This is a genomic window from Luteimonas colneyensis (assembly GCF_014836665.1).
Lineage (GTDB): Bacteria > Pseudomonadota > Gammaproteobacteria > Xanthomonadales > Xanthomonadaceae > Luteimonas > Luteimonas colneyensis.
This window is the reverse complement of the sequence record NZ_JACSQJ010000002.1, coordinates 545,615-564,166: the sequence shown is the minus strand read 5'-3', so window position 1 is coordinate 564,166 and position 18,552 is coordinate 545,615. Positions and strand designations below refer to the sequence as shown.

Sequence of the window (18,552 nt, the reverse complement as noted above, 5' to 3'; positions counted from 1 at the left end):
CGCCGGACCTTTCCATGGCGGCGACCCGCGCGTCGCCGCGCCACGCAGGAGCCGCCCTTGGCCTCGTCGTCGTCGCATGCATCCCTCTCACGCCGCGTCCGCGCGCTGACCGCGCTGGCCCTGCTCGGCCTGGCCGCCTGCGGCACCGCTCCGCGCGACGCCGCGCCCGCCCGGTTGCCGGCCGCGGCCGGTGGACACGCGCAGGCGCGGGACGCCGGCATGGTCAGCAGCGCGCATCCGCTCGCCACCGGCGCCGGACTGGAGGTGCTGCGCCGCGGCGGCAGCGCGATCGACGCCGCGGTCGCGGTGCAGGCGATGCTGGGGCTGGTCGAACCGCAGAGCTCGGGCCTCCTGGGCGGCGCGATCGTGCTGCACTACGACGCCGCGTCCGGGCGCGTCGACAGCTGGATCGGCCGCGAGCGCGCGCCGGCCAGCGCCGGACCCGACATGTTCAGCGACGCCGACGGACGCCCGCTGTCGCGCGCCGAGGCGATGCTCAGCGGCCGCGCCACCGGCGTTCCCGGCGCGCTGCCGGCGCTTGCACTCGCACATGCCGCGCATGGCAGGCTGCAGTGGAGCAGCCTGTTCGAGTCCACCGCGCGGCGCGCCGAGCTCGGCTTCGCGGTCACGCCGCGCCTGCACCGCCACATCGCCGGCCGCTTCCCGCAGGCCTCCGCCCCCGACGTGGTGGCGCTGTTCGCGGGACCCGACGGCACGCCGCTGCGCATCGGCGACACCTTCCGCAATCCCGCCTACGCCGCCAGCCTGCGCACGATCGCCGCGCGCGGCGCCGACGCGCTGCGCGGCGGCCCGCTGGCCGACCAGCTGGCCGCGCGCGTGGCCGCGCCGCCGCACGCTGCGCGCATGACGCCGGCGGACCTGCAGGCCGAGGTCGCCGAGCACGGCGATCCGATCTGCCGCCCGCTGCGCGCCCATGTGCTCTGCGTCGCGCCGCCCCCGGCCAGCGGCGTCGGCCTGCTGCAGCTGATGCTGCTGCTCGACGGCACCGACATCGCCGCGCGCGGCCCCGACGACCCGCAGGCCTGGTACCTGTTCGCCGAGGCCAGCCGCCTGATGTACGCCGACCGCGACCAGTACGTCGGCGATCCGCGCTTCGTCGACGTGCCGGTGCGGGGCCTGCTCGATCCGGACTACCTCGCCGATCGCCGCGCGCTGATCGGCCCGCGGGCCGCCGCCGGCGCGCCCGCGCACGGCCGACCGCCAAGCGCGCCCGCGCGCGACGGCGACGCCACCGACGAGCCCGCCGGTACCAGCCACTTCGTGGTCGTCGATGCCGCCGGCAACGCGGTGTCGATGACCACGACCATCGAATCCTATTTCGGCTCCGGTCGCGTGGTCGGCGGCATGCTGCTCAACAACCAGCTCACCGATTTCTCATGGGGCCCTGGTGCGACCGCGGCCAACGCGATCGCGCCGGGCAAGCGCCCGCGCTCGTCGATGTCGCCGGTGATCGTGCTCGACCGCGACGGCGGCTTCGTCGGCGCGATCGGATCGCCGGGCGGCAACGCGATTCCGGCCTACATCGCCAAGGCCCTGGTCGGCTGGCTGTACTGGGACCTGCCGCTGCAGGAGGCGGTCGCGCTGCCCAACCTGGTCGCGCGCGGCGAGCGCTTCAACGGCGAGGCCGACGCCTTCGCGCCGGAGCTGCGGGCGGCGCTGTCCGCGCTCGGCGTGGACGTGGTGACGGGCGCCGGCGAGGATTCAGGCCTGCACGGCGTGGCCAGAGAGGGCCACGCGCTGCACGGCGCCGCCGATCCCCGGCGCGAGGGCGTCGCCTCACGACCTTAGTCACGCGACGGGCGGGCGGCGTGGCGCCGATCATGTCCGCTCTCACCCAGGAGTGCCGGACCCCCATGCGCTTCCGCCAGATCGAGGTCTTCCACGCGGTCTACACCACCGGCAGCATCAGCGCCGCGGCGCGCGCGCTGCACGTGTCGCAGCCCTCGGTCAGCAAGGTGCTGCACCACACCCAGCAGCAGCTGGGCCTGGAGCTGTTCCGCCTGGTGCGCGGCCGGCTGGTCGCCACCGACCAGGCGCACGAGCTGTTCGTCGAGGTGTCCGAGGTCTTCAGCCGGTTGACCTCGTTGCAGAAGACGGTCGGCAACCTGCGCAGCCTCGCCGGCGGCCGCGTGCGCCTGGCGGTCGTGCCCTCGCTCGGGCTGCACGTCGCGCCGTTGGCCATCGCCCGCTTCCGCGCTCGCCACCCGGACGTCAGCTTCGACGTGCAGACGCTGCACCACGACGCGCTGTTCCAGGCGCTGTACGAACGCAGCTGCGACGTCGCCATCGCGTACGACCCGCCGACGCACCCGCGGATGAAGCGCCGCGACATCGACACCGGCGAGCTGATGCTGCTGTTCCGCAGCGACGTGCTGCCGGACGCGGGCGAACACGTCCCGCTGCGGATCCTCGACGGGCGGAACCTGGTGGGGCTGACCACGGGTGGCCCGGTGGGCGATCTGCTCAACCGCGAGCTGCAGCGCCAGGACATCGCCGCGAACGAGGTGGTCTCGAACCAGACCTTCTACATCGCCGCCGAGCTGGCGCGGCACGGCGTGGGCATGGCGGTGGTGGACGAGTTCACCGCGCGCGCGGCCAACGGGCCCGGCCTGACGCACCGCCCGTTCTCGCCGCCGCTACGCTTCAAGGTGCAGTACGTGCACCTCGAGGACCGTCCGCCGTCGGAAGCCGCGCGCCGCTTCCTCACCGTGTTCGCCAGGACCCTGCGCGACGCGCGCGCGGGCAGCGCCGGCGACTAGGTGATCGTCACGTCGCCGGCTCCGGGACCGGCGGCCCGGACAGCCGGTCCAGCCGGATGCGGTTGGCGAACAGCGAGAACGCCAGCAGCCCCGCCAGGCCGTTCGCACGCGCCACCCAGTCGGGCAGCCAGCGCGGCGGCAGCAGCGCGCCGGACTCGAACAGCGGCTCGAAGGCCTGCACGTCGTCGAGCGTCATCTTGCCGGCGAACAGGCGCCGGCACTGGCGCAGGCGCCCGTCGCGCAGCGCGTGGCGGAAGAAGGTGTGCACCTCGACCAGCCCGCGCAGGTACACCGTGTCCTTGGCGAAGGCGGCGCCGCCGGTCACCGGCACGCCGCGGAACACGCGCTGGGCGGACGAGAAGCTCTCGGCGGCGTCCTGGCCGGCGTCGCGGAAGTAGCCGAACACCTGCAGGAAGTCCGCGCCCTCCATCGCCATCGCGATGGCCTCGGTGCGCAGGCTGATGCGCTTCATGCGCTCGATGTCGATGCTGCCGGTGATCTGCTCGGCCAGCACCGCCAGGCCCTCCTGGGTGGCGGTGATGCGCGGCGAGGACATCGCCAGGCTCGGCAGCAGCGGCTGCGCGCGGCCGTTGAGCGCGGTCAGCGAATGCACCAGCGCCTCGTGGTGCAGCAGCTGGCGGCGGTCGTAGTCGGAGTAGGCCGCGCCGGTGCGCAGGCGGATGCGGTACGCGCCCGCGGCGGCCTTGGCGATCATGTCCGGATCCAGCTCCACCGCGACCACGCGCCCGCCGAAGAAGGCGTCGAGCGCATTCTGCAACTGCAGCTGCAGCGCGGTGGCGGATATCGTGACCTGCTCTTCCGGCGCCAGCAGCTCGTGGTCGAGCTCGTTGGCGATGTCGACGAAATGCCGCGCGGCGTCGCGCGTGGTCGGTCCACCGCCGGGCAACGGGTCATCCGGCCGTCCGTACAGCGCCACCGACAGCGCGCCGGCGGCCGGCGTGCCCAGCGCTTCGAGCATGCGCGCGGCCACGTCCCACTGCCGCGCCGAATCGACGAGGTAGCGTCCCAGCGGATGCGCGGGATCGGCGGCATCGGCGACGGCCTGCAGCTCGCGGCGGGCGTCGCTGAAGTCGTGGCGGGGATAGTCCACCCGCGGCAGCCGCGGCCGGCCCGTCGCGGCCTCGGCCAGGAAGCCCTGCTGCACCGACGCCTGCCAGCTCGTCAGCGTCAGCACCCGGATCCCGCGGGCCGCCGCGACCATGCGCGCGTCGAGCGCCGCGTGGCGTGCGAGGTCGGGGGCCCCGGCGTCCATGCTTCAGCGCTTGCCGGTCCTGTCGCCCGGCCGTTTCGACGGCGCGCGCGGCGGCGGCTTCGCACCCTGACGATCGGCCAGGCGCGACGCGAGGCGGCCCGAGGCCGCGGCCACTTCGCCGCCCAGCTTGAGGTAGTTGAGGAACCGGCCTTCATCGAGTTCGCCGCGTGCGATCGCCGCGCGCAACGCGCAGCCCGGCTCGCGGCCGTGCGCGCAGTCGCGGAACCTGCACTCCGCCGCGAGCGCCTCGATGTCGGCGAAGCCACCGTCGGCGATCTCCTCCTCGCCGGTGGGCTTGAGCTCGCGCATGCCCGGCGTGTCGATCAGGCAGGCGCCCGACGCCAGCGGCAGCAGCGCGCGGTGGGTGGTGGTGTGGCGGCCGCGGGCGTCGTGCTCGCGCACCGCGGCGGTCTTCATCCGGTCGACGCCGAGCAGGGTGTTGGTCAGCGTGGACTTGCCCGCGCCGGAGCTTCCCACCAGCACGGCGGTGTCGCCCGGGTGCAGCCACGGCGCCAGCGCCTGCACCGCGGCGGGATCCCGGGCGTTCACCGCCACCGCCGGCACGCCGAGTTCCGCGATGGCGGCCAGCGCAGCGCGCGCGGCCGCCGGGTCGGCGCCGGGCAGGTCGGCCTTGGTCAGCACCACCACCGGCTGCGCGCCGCTGCCCTGCACCAGCAGCAGGTAGCGCTCGATACGACGCGGATTGAAGTCGCCGTCCAGCCCGCAGACCACGAAGGCGACGTCGACGTTGGCGGCGATCAGCTGCTGGCGGTAGTGCTCGCCGGCGGCCGCGCGCTTGATCGCGCTGCGCCGCGGCAGCAGCGCGACGATGCGCTTGCCGTCCTCGACCAGCACCCAGTCGCCGACCGCGGGGCGGTCCTCCGGCGCGACCGTGCCCTTGCGGTAGCCGACCGGGCGCTGCCATTCGGGCAGCGATTCCACCGCGACGCCGTCGTCGGGGCCGGTCGCCACCACGTAGCCCGAGCGGTGCTGCTCGACCACGCGCGCGGGGCGCGCCTGCGGGTGGGCGGCCATCGCCTCGCGCCAGCGCGGATCGATGCCGGCCCGCCAGCCGATCGCCTGCAGGTCGGTGGGCGCGGAACTCAAGCGTGGGCGCGGCGGGGATCCATGGCCGCGATTCTAGCGCCGGCCGGTGCGCTCCGGCTTGGCAGTCGTGCAGGCGGCTGCGACCATCGCACGGCCTGTCCGCACGGAGTCGCGATGCCGCATCCCGCCGAACGCACGCATCGCCGTGGGCCTTCCGCCGTGCGCGCCCACCTCTGGCTCCCCGCGGCGCTGGCGCTGCTGTTTGCCGGCTGCGCGTCCCGCCAGCCCGTGGACGCACCGGCCGCCGCCACGGTCGCGCCTCCAGCGCCGACGCCTGCGACGGCGGAGCCGGTGCGCGTCGCGTTGCAGGTCCGCACCACCTGGCGCTTCGACGACGACGGCCTGCGCTTCGACAACCTGCTGCCGGCCTCGCGCCTGTCCGGGGTCGAACGCCTGGGCGAGGGCCGCTACCGCGTCGACATCGCGCCCGAGACCGAGCCGGTGAATCCCAGCGCCTGGTACGGCTTCCGCATCCACGCCGATGCGCCGCGCACGCTGGAGCTGCGCTTCGCCTATGCCCACGGCCATCGCCACCGCTACGTGCCCAAGCTCAGCGTCGACGGCCGCGTGTGGCGCGAGGCCGGCCCGGACGAGTTCCGGGTCGATGCCGACGGCACCGCGCGCCTGCGCCTGCAGCTCGCGGCCGGCGAGCTCCGGGTGTTCGCGCAGCCGCCGCTGCTGCCCGACGATTTCGAGGCCTGGTCGACGCGTGTCGCCGCAGGCCTGGGCGTCGAGCCGGCCACGTTCGGCAGCTCGGTGCAGGGCCGGCCGCTGCGGATGTTCGAGTTCGGCGCCGGCGCGGATGCGCCGGTGCTGCTGGTGCTCGGGCGCCAGCATCCGCCCGAGGACACCGGCACCCAGGCGCTGATGGGCTTCGTTGAGGCGCTCGCCGCCGATACGCCGCAGGCGCGTGAGTTCCGCGCGCGGGTCCACGTGCTGGTGGTGCCGCTGCTCAATCCCGACGGCGTGGTCGAGGGCCACTGGCGCGGCAACGCCCGCGGCGTCGACATCAACCGCGACTGGGGCCCGTTCGCGCAGCCGGAGACGCGTGCCTTGCGCGACCTGCTGGAGGCGCGCGGGGTCGGCGCCGGCCGCGTCGCCTTCGCGATCGACTTCCACTCCACCTTCCGCGACGTCTTCTACACGGTGGCCGAAGACCCCTCGCGGGCGCCGGACGGCGTGCTGCACGCGTGGATGGCGGCGATGCAGGCCGGCTTCGACATCGAGGAAAAGCCCTCGGCCGCGCGCACGCCCGTGTTCAAGAACTGGGCGTTCTGCCGTCTCGGCGCGCCCGCGGTGACCTACGAGGTGGGCGACACCACGCCCGCCGCCGAGCTGGAATCCGTGGCCCGCCACGCCGCGCGCAGCCTGATGGACCTGCTGCCCGCCGCGGCGCCGCCTTCGGCGGCCCCGGCCTGCCCGCGCTTCGACGCCGGCTGAGCCTCGCGGAGCGCCGCGCCGGCGGGGCTTCCGGCCGGGAATTCCGCTAGTCTCTGCCGTCCCCCTCCAACGAACCACCCGCATGCCCACGCCCCACGTCGCCACCCGGGAACGCCTGTCCGAGGTGCGCTACGAGATCCGCGGCGAACTCGCCCGGCGCGCCCGCGAACTCGAGGCGCAGGGACATGCGCTGATCAAGCTCAACATCGGCAATCCCGGCGCCTTCGGCTTCCGCGCGCCGGAACACATGCAGCGCGCGATCGCCGACCACATCCACGACACCGATCCCTACGCGCACCAGCAGGGCCTGCCGGCGGCGCGCGAGGCGATCGCCGCGCACCACGCCGCGCGCGGCATGCACGGCATGTCGGCCGACGACGTCTTCATCGGCAACGGCGTCAGCGAGCTGATCGACATCAGCCTGCGCGCCCTGCTCGACCCGGGCGACGAGGTGCTGCTGCCCTCGCCGGACTACCCGCTGTGGTCGGCGGCCACCATCCTCAACGACGGCCGCCCGGTGTACTACCGCTGCCGCGCGGAAGGCGGCTTCCTGCCCGACCCCGACGAGATCGAGGCGCTGGTGTCGCCGCGCACACGCGCGATCGTGCTGATCAATCCGAACAACCCGACCGGCGCCAGCTATCCGCGCGCGCTGCTGGAGCGCATCGTCGCGGTCGCCGCGCGCCACGGCCTGCTGCTGATGTCGGACGAGATCTACGACGGCATCACCTACGACGGCGCGCGCTTCGAGCCGCTGGCCCCGATCGCCGGCGACGTGCCCTGCCTGTCCTTCGGCGGCCTGAGCAAGGTGCACCGCGCCTGCGGCTGGCGCGTGGGCTGGGCGGTGCTGTCGGGCGATGCCGCCGCCACCCGCGACTACCGCCACGCCATCGACCTGCTGGGCGCGCTGCGCCTGTGCGCGAACGTGCCCGGCCAGTTCGCGGTGCCGGCGGCGCTGTCGGGCCTGGACACCATCGGCCCGCTGGTCGCGCCGGGCGGCCGCCTGCACGAGGCGCGGCGCGTGGTGGCCGAGGCCTGCGCCGCCAGCCCGCACCTCGAGCTCCGCGTGCCCAACGGCGCGCTGTACGCCTTCCCGGGCGTGGTCGGCGACGCCGCCCGCGGCTTCGACGACCACGGCTTCGCGCTGGAGCTGATGGAAACCGAGCACGTGCTGGTGGTGCCGGGCTCGAGCTTCAACGTACCCTTCCGCAACCACTTCCGCGTCACCCTGCTGCCGGAGCCGGAGCAGCTGCGCGAAGTCTTCCGCCGCATCGACCGCGTGCTGGCCCGCCGCGCTGCCGCGGCCGGCACGGATCCAGGCCGCTCCGCTCCAACCCCCATCGCTGCCGCATCCACGTCCTGACGCGATGTCGCTGTCCTTCCTCGCCCTCGGCGATTCCTACACCATCGGCGAAGGCGTCGAGGCCGCGGGCCGCTGGACGCACCAGCTCGCCTGCGCGCTGCGCGCCGAAGGCATCGCACTCGACGCCCCCCGGACCATCGCCCAGACCGGCTGGACCACCGACGAACTCGACGCCGCGATCGACGCCGCCGCACCGGCCGGCCCGTTCGACCTGGTGAGCCTGCTGATCGGCGTGAACAACCAGTACCGCGGGCGCAGCGTCGCCGACTACGCCGGGCAGTTCGCGGACCTGCTGGCGCGCGCGACCGGCTTTGCCGGCGGCCGCGCCGACCGCGTGCTGGTGCTGTCGATCCCGGACTGGGGCGTGACTCCGTTCGCGGCCGCGTCGGGTCGCGACGCCGCAGCCATCGCCGACGAACTTGACGCGTACAACGACGCCGCGCGGCGGATCTGCGAAACGCCCGGCGTCGCCTTCGTCGACATCACCGCCGCCAGTCGCGCGCGCGGTGCCGAACCCGGGATGCTGGCCGACGATGGCCTGCATCCTTCCGCCACCATGTATGCCGAGTGGACGCGCCTGGCCCTGCCGGTCGCACGCCGCCTGCTGCAGCCGCCACGGACGACCCCATGACCAGCCGCGCCGCCGACGCCCCCTTCCCGCCCCACGAGGCGCGCAGCATCGCGCGCGCCTTCCTGCCGCCGCGCTTCTACGGCAACCGCTACGACTACTACTACACGCTCACCAAGCTGCGCACCGACCCGCTGTACCCGGGCGTGCTCGAGGCGCTGCGTGGCACCACCGCGCCGGTCCTCGACCTCGGCTGCGGCCTGGGCCTGCTGCTGCACGCGCTGCGCCTGGACGGGCAGTCGATGCCCTGGCACGGCGTGGACATCGACGCCGACAAGATCCGCCGCGGACGCGCGATCGCCGAGCGCACCGGGCTGGCCGCCGGCGCCCGCTTCGAGGTCGTGGACCTGGCCGAGGGCTGGCCGCCGCACCGCGGCAGCGTCGCCATCCTCGACGTGCTGCAGTACCTGGATGCCGAGGCCCAGGGCCGCCTGCTGGACGACACCGCGGCCATGCTGGTGCCCGGCGCGAAGCTGGTGATCCGCAGCGGCCTGGGCGACGACACCCGCCGCGGCCGCACCACCCGCATCACCGACCGCCTCGCCCACCTGGCGGGCTGGATGCAGGAAGTGCCCAAGCGCTACCCCACCCGCGCGGAACTCGAGTCCCGCCTGGGCGCCGCCGGCCTGTCCCTCGACTTCCGGCCGCTGTATGGCAACACCCCGTTCAACAACTGGCTGATCGTCGGGACGCGGGACTGAGGGTCTGTTGGGGCGGCCGGGAAAAGCCTTTGCCACGGATTACGCGGATGGACGCGGATTTACACGGATAAAGCAAAAACTTCTTTGTAGGAGCAGCTATAGCTGCGACCGGCAGTCCCGGCCTGACCGAGGCACCAGCAAGTCCCCACTGTCCGAGGCGTTGGGCGGGTCGGACACAGCGGTGCACTGGAGCGTAGATCCGCAGCGGAGCGTCGGATGCAGCGGAGTGTCGCGTGCACGGGAGCGCCGGGTCGCAGCTATAGCTGCTCCTACAAACCAGAGAGGGCTTTTGCTCTATCCGTGTAAATCCGCGTCCATCCGCGTAATCCGTGGCAAAAAAGCCCTTCAACCCCGCGGCACGACCGCCCGATAGCCGAGGCGCTCCAGCTCCCCCAGCACCGCGGCGATGGCCTCGACGCTACGCCCATGCGGCGCGCCTTCATGCAGCAGCACGATGGCGCCGGGCGCGAGGTCGCGGGCGATGCGGGCGCTGACCCGCGAGGCGTCGGGTTCGACGGCGTCGTAGCCGCGGGCGCTCCAGGCCAGGCGCGCGAGGCCGGCGTCGCGCAGCGGGGCGTGCACGAAGGGATTGGCGTGGCCGACCACGGCGCGGAACCAGCGCGGCTCCACGCCGGTGATGCCGGTGAGCGCGCGCTGGCAGTCGAGGATCTCGCGGCGCATCGCGCGCGGGCCCAGCGCCCAGAAGCGCGCCTGCGGGTGCGTGTGGCTGTGGTTGCCGATGCCGTGGCCGCGTGCGGCGATGTCGCGCACCAGCCCCGGCCGCGCCAGGGCGCGTTCGCCGACAAGGAAGAACGTGGCCTTCGCGCCGTGCGCATCGAGCAGGTCGAGGATGGCCGCGGTGTCGTCGGAGGGGCCGTCGTCGATGGTCAGCCAGACCTCGCGGGCGGCGGTCGGGACACGGCAGCGCACCGGCCCGAACAGCCGCGAACCCGGCCGCAGCGTGCCCCAGACGAAGGCCAGGTGCAGCACCAGCAACAGCGGCAGGCCCCAGCGCCAGCCAAGCTGCCACCAGGCGAGCGCGACGGCCAGGTGCAGGGCCAGGGTAATCCAGGCCCAGGCGTGGGGATTGCGGGGGATGGTGTGGAGGGAAGGTTGCGCAGGCATCGGGGGGATGGTGGCACACCGGGTCGCAGCTTTAGCTGCTCCTACAGTGAGTGGTGTCGTATCGGTCGTGGCGGTCGCCGCTCCCGCCTGTCGATGACGCGGGTCAAGGCCGCGCGCGGGCGTGGGGAGTACCCTATGCGGCCCACACAGTCACCGCGGTGCCCGCCATGTCCCTCACCCCCGAACTCCGCCAGCGCATCGACGAGCTGCTGCAGGCCAACCGCATCGTGCTGTTCATGAAGGGCGAGCCGCGGGCGCCGCAGTGCGGCTTCTCGGCCAAGGCGGTGGCGGCGCTGTCGACGCTGGAGCTGCCCTACGCGCACGTCAACGTGCTGGCCGACGGCGAGATCCGCGAGGGCATCAAGGCCTACGGCAACTGGCCCACCATCCCGCAGCTCTACATCGAGGGCGAACTGGTCGGCGGCAGCGACATCATCGAGCAGATGGCCAGCTCCGGCGAACTGCACGCCGCGCTCGGCGTGGCGCCGCCGGACCGCACGCCGCCGGCGATCACCATCACCGCGGCCGCCCGGCCGACGCTGCGCAAGGCGATCGACGATGCCGGCGGCGACCTCGCCGTGCAGATCGACATCGACCCGAACTTCCGCACCCGCCTGGCGCTCGCCACGCGCGACGGCAACGCGATCACGGTCGACTGCGACGGCATCCCGGTGCAGGTGGCGGTCGCCGCCGCGCGCCGCGCCGACGGCCTGGTGATCGACTTCGCCGACGACGCCCGCGGCAAGGGCCTGGTGGTGGAGAATCCGAACGCGCCGCCGCCCGTGCGCGCGCTGTCTCCGACCGACGCGCAGTCGCGCGCCGCCGCCGGCCAGGTGCGCCTGGTCGACGTGCGCCCGCCCGAGGAGCGCGCGCTGGCCGAAGCCCCGGTGCCGCACTCCACCCTCGATGACGGCCCGGCCGCGCTCGAAGCCCTGCCGAAGCACACGCCTCTGGCGTTCCTCTGCCATCACGGCGGCCGCAGCCAGCAGGCGGCGGAGCACTTCCGCCAGCTGGGCTTCCGCGAGGTCTACAGCGTCGAGGGTGGTATCGATGCCTGGGCGGAGTTGGCGAACGGGACGATTCCGCGGTACTGAGGTTTCGCGCTTCGGGCGGGGCTTGGGAAAGAGCGCTTGCCACGGATGACGCGGATGGACGCGGATTTACACGGATAGAGCAAAAGCGTTCTCTTTCCTGTAAGAGCAGCTATAGCTGCGATCCGACATCCCGACATCCCGACATCCCGACATCGCGCCATCGCACCTTGGCGCGAGGCTGCGCGCTTCGATCCTGCCGAATACAGGCGCGCGTGATTGCCCCTGCCTGCTCCGGTCGGTCGCAGCTTCACCTGCTCCTGCAAGAGCTGCTTTGGCTTGATCCGCGTAAATCCGCGTCCATCCGCGTCATCCGTGGCAAAAAAGAAAGCCTCGCCCGGAGCCCGGCGCCAGGTCAGAAGCCGCCGCCCGCGTCGAGCCAGGCCTGTTCGTCGGCGGTGTTGGTGCGGCCCAGGGCGTGGTTGCGGTGCGGGAAGCGGCCGAAGCGTTCGATCACGTCGTGATGCTGCACGGCATAGTCGGCGTAGGTGCCGCCGAGGTCGGCCATCAGGGCCACGGCGCGCTCCTGCTCCAGCAGGTCCTCCGAATGCTCGAAGGGCATGTAGCAGAACACCCGCAGGTCCGGGTCGACCTCGCGGTCCTGCCCTGCCTCCAGCATGCGCATGGCGTAGTGCAGGGCCAGCGGATCGGTGGCGTAGGAATGCGCGCTGCCACGGAAGATGTTGCGCGGCACCTGGTCGAGCAGCAGCAGCAGCGCCAGCGCGCCGTCGGCGGCGTCCATCCAGCCTTCGAGCTCGCGCCGCGCGGCGGCGAAGTGCGCCGCCTCGAGGCGCTCGCGCACCTCGGCATCGAAGGCGTCGCCGCCGTTGAACCACTTCGGTGCACCGGCGTCGCGCCAGAAGTCCACGACCTCGCGGGGCGTCGGCAGTGCATTCGCTCCGTTCATTCGTCGAACCTCAGGTGGCGCACGGACTTGCCGTGGCGGCGGATCAGGCGCAGGGCCTCGATGCCGGTCTGGATGTGGCCCTCGACGAAGCGCGTGCTGACCTGCGCGTCGGAGGCCTCGGTCTTGACCCCTTCCGGGATCATCGGCTGGTCGCTCACCAGCAGCAGCGCGCCCGACGGGATGCGGTTGGCGAAGCCGGCGGCGAAGACGGTCGCGGTCTCCATGTCGATGGCCATGCAGCGCATCGCGCGCAGACGCTCCTTGAACGCGGCGTCGTGCTCCCAGACGCGGCGGTTGGTGGTGTAGACGGTGCCGGTCCAGTAGTCGAGGCCGGCGTCACGGATCGAGGTCGACACCGCGCGCTGCAGCGCGAACGCCGGCAGCGCGGGCACCTGCGGCGGCAGGTAGTCGTCGCTGGTGCCCTCGCCGCGGATGGCCGCGATCGGCAGCACCAGGTCGCCGAGCTGGTTCTTCTTCTTCAGCCCGCCGCACTTGCCGAGGAACAGCACCGCCTTCGGGCTGATCGCCGACAGCAGATCCATGAGCGTGGCCGCGTTCGGGCTGCCCATGCCGAAGTTGATCATGGTGATGCCGTCGGCGGTGGCGCTGGGCATCGGGCGGTCGGTGCCGACGATCTCCGCGCCGGTCAGGCGCGCGAAGTGGCCGAGATAGCCGCCGAAGTTGGTGAGCAGGATGTGCTGGCCGAAGCCGTCCAGCGGCACGCCGGTGTAGCGCGGCAGCCAGTTTTCGACGATCTGGTCTTTTTCCTTCATTCGTTCCTCCGTGTTTGCCGGGGGATTCTGGCACGGCGGGCCGCGGCCATCGCCGCTCCTGCACCGGGTCGGCGGGACCGGAGGGGGAGCCCCGTGCGGCCAACCACGACTTTCCGGCCATTGCCGGCCGGTCGGAACGGCGGCTAGGGTGTGGCGGCAACCACGGGGACCACCGATGCACCTGAAGACACCGGCCGCGCTCGCCGCGGCGCTCACCCTTGCGCTGGCCGCCGGCTGCGCGTCCACCAGCGCGGCCTCGCGCGACGACGGCCCGCGCGACGCTTCGACCACGGCCAGCGGCTCGCCCGGCGACGCCTACCCCAGCACCTACCGGCGCATCGCCAGCGCCCCGGTGCTGGTCACCGGCGCCACCGTGCTCGACGGCACCGGCAGGCGCCTGGAGGGCGCCGACGTGCTGATGCGCGACGGCGTGGTCGCCGCCGTGGGCACCGGCCTGGACGCCCCCGCCGACGCGGTGCGCGTGGACGGCCGCGGCAAGTGGGTCACTCCCGGCATCATCGACATCCATTCGCACCTCGGCGTGTATCCCAGCCCGGGGACGTCCTCGCACAGCGACGGCAACGAGATGACTTCGCCGGTCACCGCCGCGGTCTGGGCCGAACATTCGGTCTGGCCGCAGGACCCAGGCTTCCACGCCGCGCTCGCCGGCGGCGTCACCAGCCTGCAGATCCTGCCCGGCTCGGCCAACCTGGTCGGCGGCCGCGGCGTGACCCTGAAGAACGTGCCGGCCACGAGCTACCAGGGCATGAAGTTCCCGGCCGCCCCGCACGGCCTGAAGATGGCCTGCGGCGAGAACCCCAAGCGCGTCTACGGCCAGAAGGGCGGCCCGGCGACGCGCATGGGCAACGTCGCCGGCTACCGCGCGGCCTTCATCGAGGCCGCCGAATACCGCGACAAGCGCCAGGGCGGCGAAGGCGGCGGCAAGCGCGACCTCAAGCTCGAGACCCTGGCCGGTGCGATGGACGGCGAGATCCTCGTCCACATCCACTGCTACCGCGCCGACGAGATGGTGACCATGCTCGACCTGGCCGACGAGTTCGGCTTCAGGGTGGCCGCCTTCCACCACGCCGTGGAGGCCTACAAGATCGCCGACCGCCTCGGCCGCGACGGCGTCTGCGGCGCGCTGTGGGCCGACTGGTGGGGCTTCAAGATGGAGGCCTTCGACGGCATCCAGGAGAACATCGCCATCGTCGACCGCGCGCCCGGCGGCTGCGCCATCGTGCATTCCGATTCCGACGAAGGCATCCAGCGCCTCAACCAGGAGGCCGCGAAGGTGATGGCCAACGCCCGCCGGGTGGGCATCGACATCGCGCCCGAACACGCCATCACCTGGCTGACCGCCAACCCGGCGAAGGCCATGGGCATCGCCGCGCGCACCGGCACGCTGGAGGTGGGCAAGATGGCCGACGTAGTGCTATGGAACGGCAATCCCTTCAGCTCGTACGCGCTCGCCGAACAGGTGTGGATCGACGGCGCGAAGCTGTACGACCGCCACGATCCGGCGCGGCAACCGCGCTCGGACTTCATGCTTGGCCGCGACGTCGCCGGAGGTGCCCGATGAAGCGCCGGCTCCCGCTTCGGCAGGCTGCCGTGCTGGCCGCGGCGCTGCTCGCGGCCGGCGGTGCCTTCGCCCAGGACCTCCTGATCCGCAACGCCACCGTGCACACCGCCACCGCACGCGGCACGCTGCAGGACACCGACGTGCTGGTGCGCAACGGGCGCATCGCCGCCGTCGGCAGTGGCTTGGATGGCGGCGGCGCGACGGTGGTCGATGCCGCGGGGAAACCGCTCACGCCGACCCTGTTCGGCGGCATCACCGGCATCGGCATCGAGGAGGTGTCGGGCGAATCCGCGACCACCGACGGCCGCCTCGCGCTGGGCGAGAACGCCCACGACATGCGCGTGCGCCCCGAGTTCGACGTCACCCTGGCCTACAACCCGGACTCGCTGCTGGTCCCGGTGGCGCGCGTCGAGGGCATCGGCTTCACCCTGCTCGCGGCCGGCACCGGCAGCGGCGGCTCGATCATCGGCGGCCAGGGCGCGGTCATGCGCCTGGACGGCAGCGACGAGCCGGCGGGGCCGAGGCTGCTCTTCATCGACCTCGGCGGCCGCGCCGCCAACCTCACCGGCGGCTCGCGCGCGGCGCAGTGGATGCTGCTCGACCAGCTGGTCGACGAGGCCCGCGGCCGCATCGCGCCGGACTCGCCGTCGGCCCTGCTGACGCCGGCGGGCCGCGCGACCCTGCAGCGCCACCTCGGCGGCGAGCGCCCGCTGGTGGTCGGCGTGGATCGCGCCGCCGACATCCGCCAGCTCCTGCGCTGGTCGAAGAAGCACGGCGTTCGCGTCGCGATCCGCGGCGGCGGCGAGGCCTGGCGCGTGGCGCGCGAGCTGGCCGAGGCCCGGGTGCCGGTGTTCGTCGATCCGCTGGACAACCTGCCGGCGAACTTCGACCGCGTCCACGCCAGCGAGCGCAATGCCGCCCTGCTGCGCGCGGCCGGGGTGGAGGTCGGCTTCACCCAGGCCGGCGACGCCTCGCACAACGCCCGCAAGCTGCGCCAGCTGGCCGGCAACGCGGTCGCCCACGGCCTGCCCTGGGACGCCGCCCTGGCCGGCCTGACGCGGGTCCCCGCGCAGGCCTTCGGCGTCGACGGCGAAACCGGCGCGATCGCCCCGGGCCTGCGCGCCGACCTGGTGCTGTGGGACGGCGACCCGCTCGACGTCGCCAGCCTCGCCAGCCAGGTGTGGTTCGACGGCCGCGCGATCGGGATGCGCTCGCGCCAGACCGAGCTGCGCGACCGCTACCTGCGCGCCGAGCCCGATGGCGCCCGCGGCGAGCTGCCGCGGGCCTATCCGGCCGCCGGCGCGCGCTGAGCCTCGGCGATGCGCCCGCGGCCCCGGCCGCGGGCCTGGCCTTTCCCGCCATTGATCCCGGTCAATACCGGGCGGCGGGCGTCGGCCAATGATGTCCCCAGGTCACCTGGGGAGATCCCGCCATGCATCCCGTCTTCGTCGAGCTGTTCGCACGCCCCGTCGGCTGGCTGTTGATCGGGGGCACCCTGATCATGGTCGGCATCGGCATCGGCGTCCCCCTTTTCATCCGCTATCGCGAGCGCGTGGAACGGGCCGCAGCGGAGCGCGCGCCGAAGCGCTGAGCCGTCCGGTCGGCTCCCCCCCCCCGCACGTCCCCGCGCCCGGGAACGGGCGCCAGGTCACGCCACCAGCGTGACCCCGGACACGTCGCATGCGAGGATCAGGCCCTGGACTGCCAGGAGGACATGCGATGCGTATCGGTCTCGTCGTCGATTCGGCCTGCGACCTGCCGCGGGATTTCCTCGAGCGCGAGCAGGTCGAGGTGCTGCCGATCACCGTGCGCATCGGCGATGCGGTCCAGGTCGACCACCGCGACGAAGCGCAGACGCTGGCCTTCCTCGAGTCGCACATCGCCGAGCGCGGCGCCAACGCCGAGACCATCCCCTACACGCCCGAGCAGATCCGCGACCTGTTCCTCGAGCGCCTGGTGGTCGAGTACGACTACGTCTTCTGCATGACCATCACCGGATCGCGCAGCCCGATCTTCGCCAACGCGCAGAAGGCGAGCTACATGATCCTCAACGACTACAAGCAGCCGCGCGCCGCCGCCGGCAACACCACGCCGTTCGCGCTGCGCGTGATCGACACCCAGAACCTGTTCTGCGCCCAGGGGATCCTGCCCGTGGAGGCCGCGCGGCTGCGCGCGGCGGGCGAGCCGGCGCTGCGCATCCGCACCCGGCTGGAAGAGCTGGCCAACCACACCTACGGCTACCTGGTGCCGCGCGACCTGTACTACATCCGCAACCGCGCACGCGCCAAGGGCGACCGCAGCGTCAGCCTGTTCAGCGCCGCGCTCGGCACCGCGCTGGACATCAAGCCGGTGCTGCGCGGCCATCGCGGCGACACCGGCCCGGTGGCCAAGATCAAGGGCTTCGAGCCGGCGGTGGAGAAGATGTTCGACTTCGCCGCGCGCCGCGTCCGGGCCGGGCTGCTGACGCCGACGGTCACGCTCTGCTACGGCGGCCATCTCGACGGGATGCGTGCCCTGCCCGGCTACACGCGCCTGCTCGACGCGTGCACCGAGCAGAACGTCGAAGTGTTCGAGAGCGTGATGAGCACCACCGGCATGGTCAACGTCGGCCGCGGTGCCGTGGTGGTGGGCTTCGCCGCGCCCGAACACCGCTTCGACTGAGCCCGCAACGCGTGTTTAACGGCCCCCCGCTAAGCTTGGATCGACGCCAAACCCCGGACTACCGCATGCCGACGCGCTACTTCATCGCCATCCCCGATCCTGCCGCGGCCCGCGGCGCAGGCGACTTCGCGTTCAGGGCGCACGGCGCCGACGCCTTCGCGCAGGAGCTGCAGGAGGCCCTGCGCGGCGACCAGCTGTTCGAGCGCTGGCGCGCCACCCAGGACGAGCCGGACGAGGTCGATCCGCTGCTGGGCGCCACCGATCCCTCGGCGGAGGTGGACGCGACCCAGCGCGAGCAGCGCATCGAGCTGGTCGCCACCACCACCCTGCGCGGCGACGTCTTCAAGCACCGCATGCGCCTGCTTGCCGGGAACGCCTGGGAACTCCGCGACGTCCGTGCCGCCTGAGCCCGGCGGCGCGCGACCGCGCGCGCTGCTGGCCTGGAGCGGTGGCAAGGACGCGGCCTGGGCACTGCATGGACTGCGCCTGCGCAGCGACGTCGATGTCGCCGGGCTGTTGACCACGATCACCGAAGGACACGAGCGCGCCTCGATGCAGGGCCTCCGCGTCGAGGTGCTGCGCGCGCAGGCGGCGGCCGCCGGACTGCCGCTGCTCGAATCCCGGATCCCGCAGGACTGCGACAACGCGCGCTACGAGGCCGCGTTCGCCGCCACGCTGCGCGAGGCCCGCGCGCGCTGGCCCGGCATCGACCGCATCGCCTTCGGCGACCTGCTGCTGGCCGACATCCGCGCCTGGCGCGAAGCGCTGTGCGCGCGGCTGGGCTGGACCGCCCTGTTCCCGCTGTTCGGCGCGGACACCGCGGCGCTGGCCCGGGACATGCTCGCCGGGGGACTGCGGGCCTCGCTGTGCTGCGTGGATACGCGCCAGCTCGACGCGGCCTTTGCCGGCCGCGACTTCGACGCCGGCCTGCTCGCGTCGCTACCCGAGGGCGTCGATCCCTGCGGCGAGCGCGGCGAGTTCCACACCTGCGTGGCCGACGGGCCGATGTTCGCCGCGCCGCTCAGGCTCGAACGTGGCGATACGCTGCTGCGGGACGGCCGCTTCGCGTATACGGATTTCCGGCTGGCGGGCTGAGCCACGCCGGGAATCCGTGGCAGGAA

The 18,552-nt window shown here is 73.2% G+C and carries 18 protein-coding genes; 13 read left to right on the top strand and 5 right to left on the bottom strand.

The window, feature by feature from the left end; all coding sequences use genetic code 11:
* Positions 1 to 57: 57 nt before the first annotated feature.
* A complete protein-coding gene (locus H9645_RS06790) occupies positions 58 to 1,809 on the top strand; it encodes a gamma-glutamyltransferase family protein (RefSeq protein WP_225218039.1) in 1,752 nt (583 codons plus the stop codon).
* Between the two features lie 65 nt (positions 1,810 to 1,874).
* A complete protein-coding gene (locus H9645_RS06785; RefSeq protein ID WP_191728937.1) occupies positions 1,875 to 2,780 on the top strand; it encodes a LysR family transcriptional regulator in 906 nt (301 codons plus the stop codon).
* Positions 2,781 to 2,787: 7 nt separating this feature from the next.
* Here H9645_RS06785 and H9645_RS06780 read toward each other — a convergent pair whose 3' ends face one another.
* Positions 2,788 to 4,053 (bottom strand): flavohemoglobin expression-modulating QEGLA motif protein, encoded by a 1,266-nt coding sequence (locus tag H9645_RS06780; protein ID WP_191728936.1) that lies wholly within the window; start codon positions 4,051 to 4,053, stop codon positions 2,788 to 2,790.
* 3 nt (positions 4,054 to 4,056) lie between these two features.
* Positions 4,057 to 5,160, bottom strand: coding sequence for a ribosome small subunit-dependent GTPase A (rsgA, locus tag H9645_RS06775; RefSeq protein WP_225218038.1), 1,104 nt, complete (start codon positions 5,158 to 5,160; stop codon positions 4,057 to 4,059).
* Between the two features lie 114 nt (positions 5,161 to 5,274).
* Here rsgA and H9645_RS06770 point away from each other — a divergent pair, with 114 nt between their 5' ends.
* The 4 genes from H9645_RS06770 (at position 5,275) to H9645_RS06755 (ending at position 9,292) form a co-directional block, all read left to right on the top strand.
* Positions 5,275 to 6,600 carry a M14 family metallopeptidase gene (locus tag H9645_RS06770; protein ID WP_191728935.1) on the top strand — a complete coding sequence of 442 codons (1,326 nt, stop codon included), beginning with the start codon at positions 5,275 to 5,277 and terminating at the stop codon, positions 6,598 to 6,600.
* A gap of 82 nt (positions 6,601 to 6,682) precedes the next feature.
* Entirely contained in the window at positions 6,683 to 7,963 is a 1,281-nt protein-coding gene (locus tag H9645_RS06765; RefSeq protein ID WP_191728934.1) for an aminotransferase class I/II-fold pyridoxal phosphate-dependent enzyme, read from the top strand.
* A gap of 4 nt (positions 7,964 to 7,967) precedes the next feature.
* Positions 7,968 to 8,594, top strand: a complete 627-nt coding sequence (locus tag H9645_RS06760) for an SGNH/GDSL hydrolase family protein (RefSeq protein WP_191728933.1) — start codon at positions 7,968 to 7,970, stop codon at positions 8,592 to 8,594.
* Positions 8,591 to 9,292 carry a methyltransferase domain-containing protein gene (locus H9645_RS06755; RefSeq protein ID WP_191728932.1) on the top strand — a complete coding sequence of 234 codons (702 nt, stop codon included), beginning with the start codon at positions 8,591 to 8,593 and terminating at the stop codon, positions 9,290 to 9,292. Before H9645_RS06760 ends, H9645_RS06755 begins: the two co-directional genes overlap by 4 nt.
* Positions 9,293 to 9,637: 345 nt before the next feature.
* Here the strand turns inward: H9645_RS06755 and H9645_RS06750 are convergent, their stop codons facing one another.
* Entirely contained in the window at positions 9,638 to 10,417 is a 780-nt protein-coding gene (locus tag H9645_RS06750; protein ID WP_191728931.1) for a polysaccharide deacetylase family protein, read from the bottom strand.
* 167 nt (positions 10,418 to 10,584) lie between these two features.
* Between H9645_RS06750 and grxD the strand changes: the two genes are divergently transcribed.
* Complete coding sequence (gene grxD / locus H9645_RS06745; RefSeq protein WP_191728930.1) at positions 10,585 to 11,511, top strand: Grx4 family monothiol glutaredoxin; 927 nt, start codon at positions 10,585 to 10,587, stop codon at positions 11,509 to 11,511.
* A gap of 352 nt (positions 11,512 to 11,863) precedes the next feature.
* On the opposite strand, the gene H9645_RS06740 is transcribed toward grxD, so the two are convergent.
* Both H9645_RS06740 and H9645_RS06735 read right to left on the bottom strand, forming a co-directional pair.
* Positions 11,864 to 12,415, bottom strand: a complete 552-nt coding sequence (locus H9645_RS06740) for a DUF924 family protein (protein ID WP_191728929.1) — start codon at positions 12,413 to 12,415, stop codon at positions 11,864 to 11,866.
* On the bottom strand, positions 12,412 to 13,188 hold the full coding sequence (locus H9645_RS06735) for an AMP nucleosidase (RefSeq protein WP_191728928.1): 777 nt from the start codon (positions 13,186 to 13,188) through the stop codon (positions 12,412 to 12,414). The genes H9645_RS06740 and H9645_RS06735 overlap by 4 nt, the downstream gene beginning before the upstream one ends.
* 175 nt (positions 13,189 to 13,363) lie before the next feature.
* Between H9645_RS06735 and H9645_RS06730 the strand changes: the two genes are divergently transcribed.
* The 6 genes from H9645_RS06730 to H9645_RS06705 all read left to right on the top strand — a co-directional run bounded on the left by H9645_RS06730 (position 13,364) and on the right by H9645_RS06705 (position 18,526).
* Positions 13,364 to 14,770 carry an amidohydrolase gene (locus H9645_RS06730; protein ID WP_191728927.1) on the top strand — a complete coding sequence of 469 codons (1,407 nt, stop codon included), beginning with the start codon at positions 13,364 to 13,366 and terminating at the stop codon, positions 14,768 to 14,770.
* On the top strand, positions 14,767 to 16,080 hold the full coding sequence (locus H9645_RS06725; RefSeq protein WP_191728926.1) for an amidohydrolase family protein: 1,314 nt from the start codon (positions 14,767 to 14,769) through the stop codon (positions 16,078 to 16,080). The genes H9645_RS06730 and H9645_RS06725 overlap by 4 nt, the downstream gene beginning before the upstream one ends.
* A 122-nt stretch (positions 16,081 to 16,202) precedes the next feature.
* Positions 16,203 to 16,361 (top strand): hypothetical protein, encoded by a 159-nt coding sequence (locus H9645_RS06720; RefSeq protein WP_191728925.1) that lies wholly within the window; start codon positions 16,203 to 16,205, stop codon positions 16,359 to 16,361.
* A 128-nt stretch (positions 16,362 to 16,489) separates the two neighbouring features.
* Complete coding sequence (locus H9645_RS06715; protein WP_191728924.1) at positions 16,490 to 17,431, top strand: DegV family protein; 942 nt, start codon at positions 16,490 to 16,492, stop codon at positions 17,429 to 17,431.
* A 65-nt stretch (positions 17,432 to 17,496) separates the two neighbouring features.
* Positions 17,497 to 17,838 (top strand): hypothetical protein, encoded by a 342-nt coding sequence (locus H9645_RS06710; protein WP_191728923.1) that lies wholly within the window; start codon positions 17,497 to 17,499, stop codon positions 17,836 to 17,838.
* Complete coding sequence (locus H9645_RS06705) at positions 17,828 to 18,526, top strand: adenine nucleotide alpha hydrolase (protein ID WP_191728922.1); 699 nt, start codon at positions 17,828 to 17,830, stop codon at positions 18,524 to 18,526. The genes H9645_RS06710 and H9645_RS06705 overlap by 11 nt, the downstream gene beginning before the upstream one ends.
* The last annotated feature ends 26 nt before the right edge of the window (positions 18,527 to 18,552 follow it).

What these genes read in the sequence shown, in the direction of transcription:
- H9645_RS06740 (WP_191728929.1), bottom strand. Translation starts at nt 12,415, where the DNA reads ATGAACGGAGCGAATGCACTGCCGACGCCCCGCGAGGTCGTGGACTTC.
- H9645_RS06770 (WP_191728935.1), top strand. Translation starts at nt 5,275, where the DNA reads ATGCCGCATCCCGCCGAACGCACGCATCGCCGTGGGCCTTCCGCCGTG.
- H9645_RS06735 (WP_191728928.1), bottom strand. Translation starts at nt 13,188, where the DNA reads ATGAAGGAAAAAGACCAGATCGTCGAAAACTGGCTGCCGCGCTACACC.
- H9645_RS06755 (WP_191728932.1), top strand. Translation starts at nt 8,591, where the DNA reads ATGACCAGCCGCGCCGCCGACGCCCCCTTCCCGCCCCACGAGGCGCGC.
- H9645_RS06720 (WP_191728925.1), top strand. Translation starts at nt 16,203, where the DNA reads ATGCATCCCGTCTTCGTCGAGCTGTTCGCACGCCCCGTCGGCTGGCTG.
- grxD (WP_191728930.1), top strand. Translation starts at nt 10,585, where the DNA reads ATGTCCCTCACCCCCGAACTCCGCCAGCGCATCGACGAGCTGCTGCAG.
- H9645_RS06760 (WP_191728933.1), top strand. Translation starts at nt 7,968, where the DNA reads ATGTCGCTGTCCTTCCTCGCCCTCGGCGATTCCTACACCATCGGCGAA.
- H9645_RS06780 (WP_191728936.1), bottom strand. Translation starts at nt 4,053, where the DNA reads ATGGACGCCGGGGCCCCCGACCTCGCACGCCACGCGGCGCTCGACGCG.
- H9645_RS06710 (WP_191728923.1), top strand. Translation starts at nt 17,497, where the DNA reads ATGCCGACGCGCTACTTCATCGCCATCCCCGATCCTGCCGCGGCCCGC.
- H9645_RS06725 (WP_191728926.1), top strand. Translation starts at nt 14,767, where the DNA reads ATGAAGCGCCGGCTCCCGCTTCGGCAGGCTGCCGTGCTGGCCGCGGCG.
- H9645_RS06715 (WP_191728924.1), top strand. Translation starts at nt 16,490, where the DNA reads ATGCGTATCGGTCTCGTCGTCGATTCGGCCTGCGACCTGCCGCGGGAT.
- H9645_RS06730 (WP_191728927.1), top strand. Translation starts at nt 13,364, where the DNA reads ATGCACCTGAAGACACCGGCCGCGCTCGCCGCGGCGCTCACCCTTGCG.
- H9645_RS06750 (WP_191728931.1), bottom strand. Translation starts at nt 10,417, where the DNA reads ATGCCTGCGCAACCTTCCCTCCACACCATCCCCCGCAATCCCCACGCC.
- H9645_RS06785 (WP_191728937.1), top strand. Translation starts at nt 1,875, where the DNA reads ATGCGCTTCCGCCAGATCGAGGTCTTCCACGCGGTCTACACCACCGGC.
- H9645_RS06765 (WP_191728934.1), top strand. Translation starts at nt 6,683, where the DNA reads ATGCCCACGCCCCACGTCGCCACCCGGGAACGCCTGTCCGAGGTGCGC.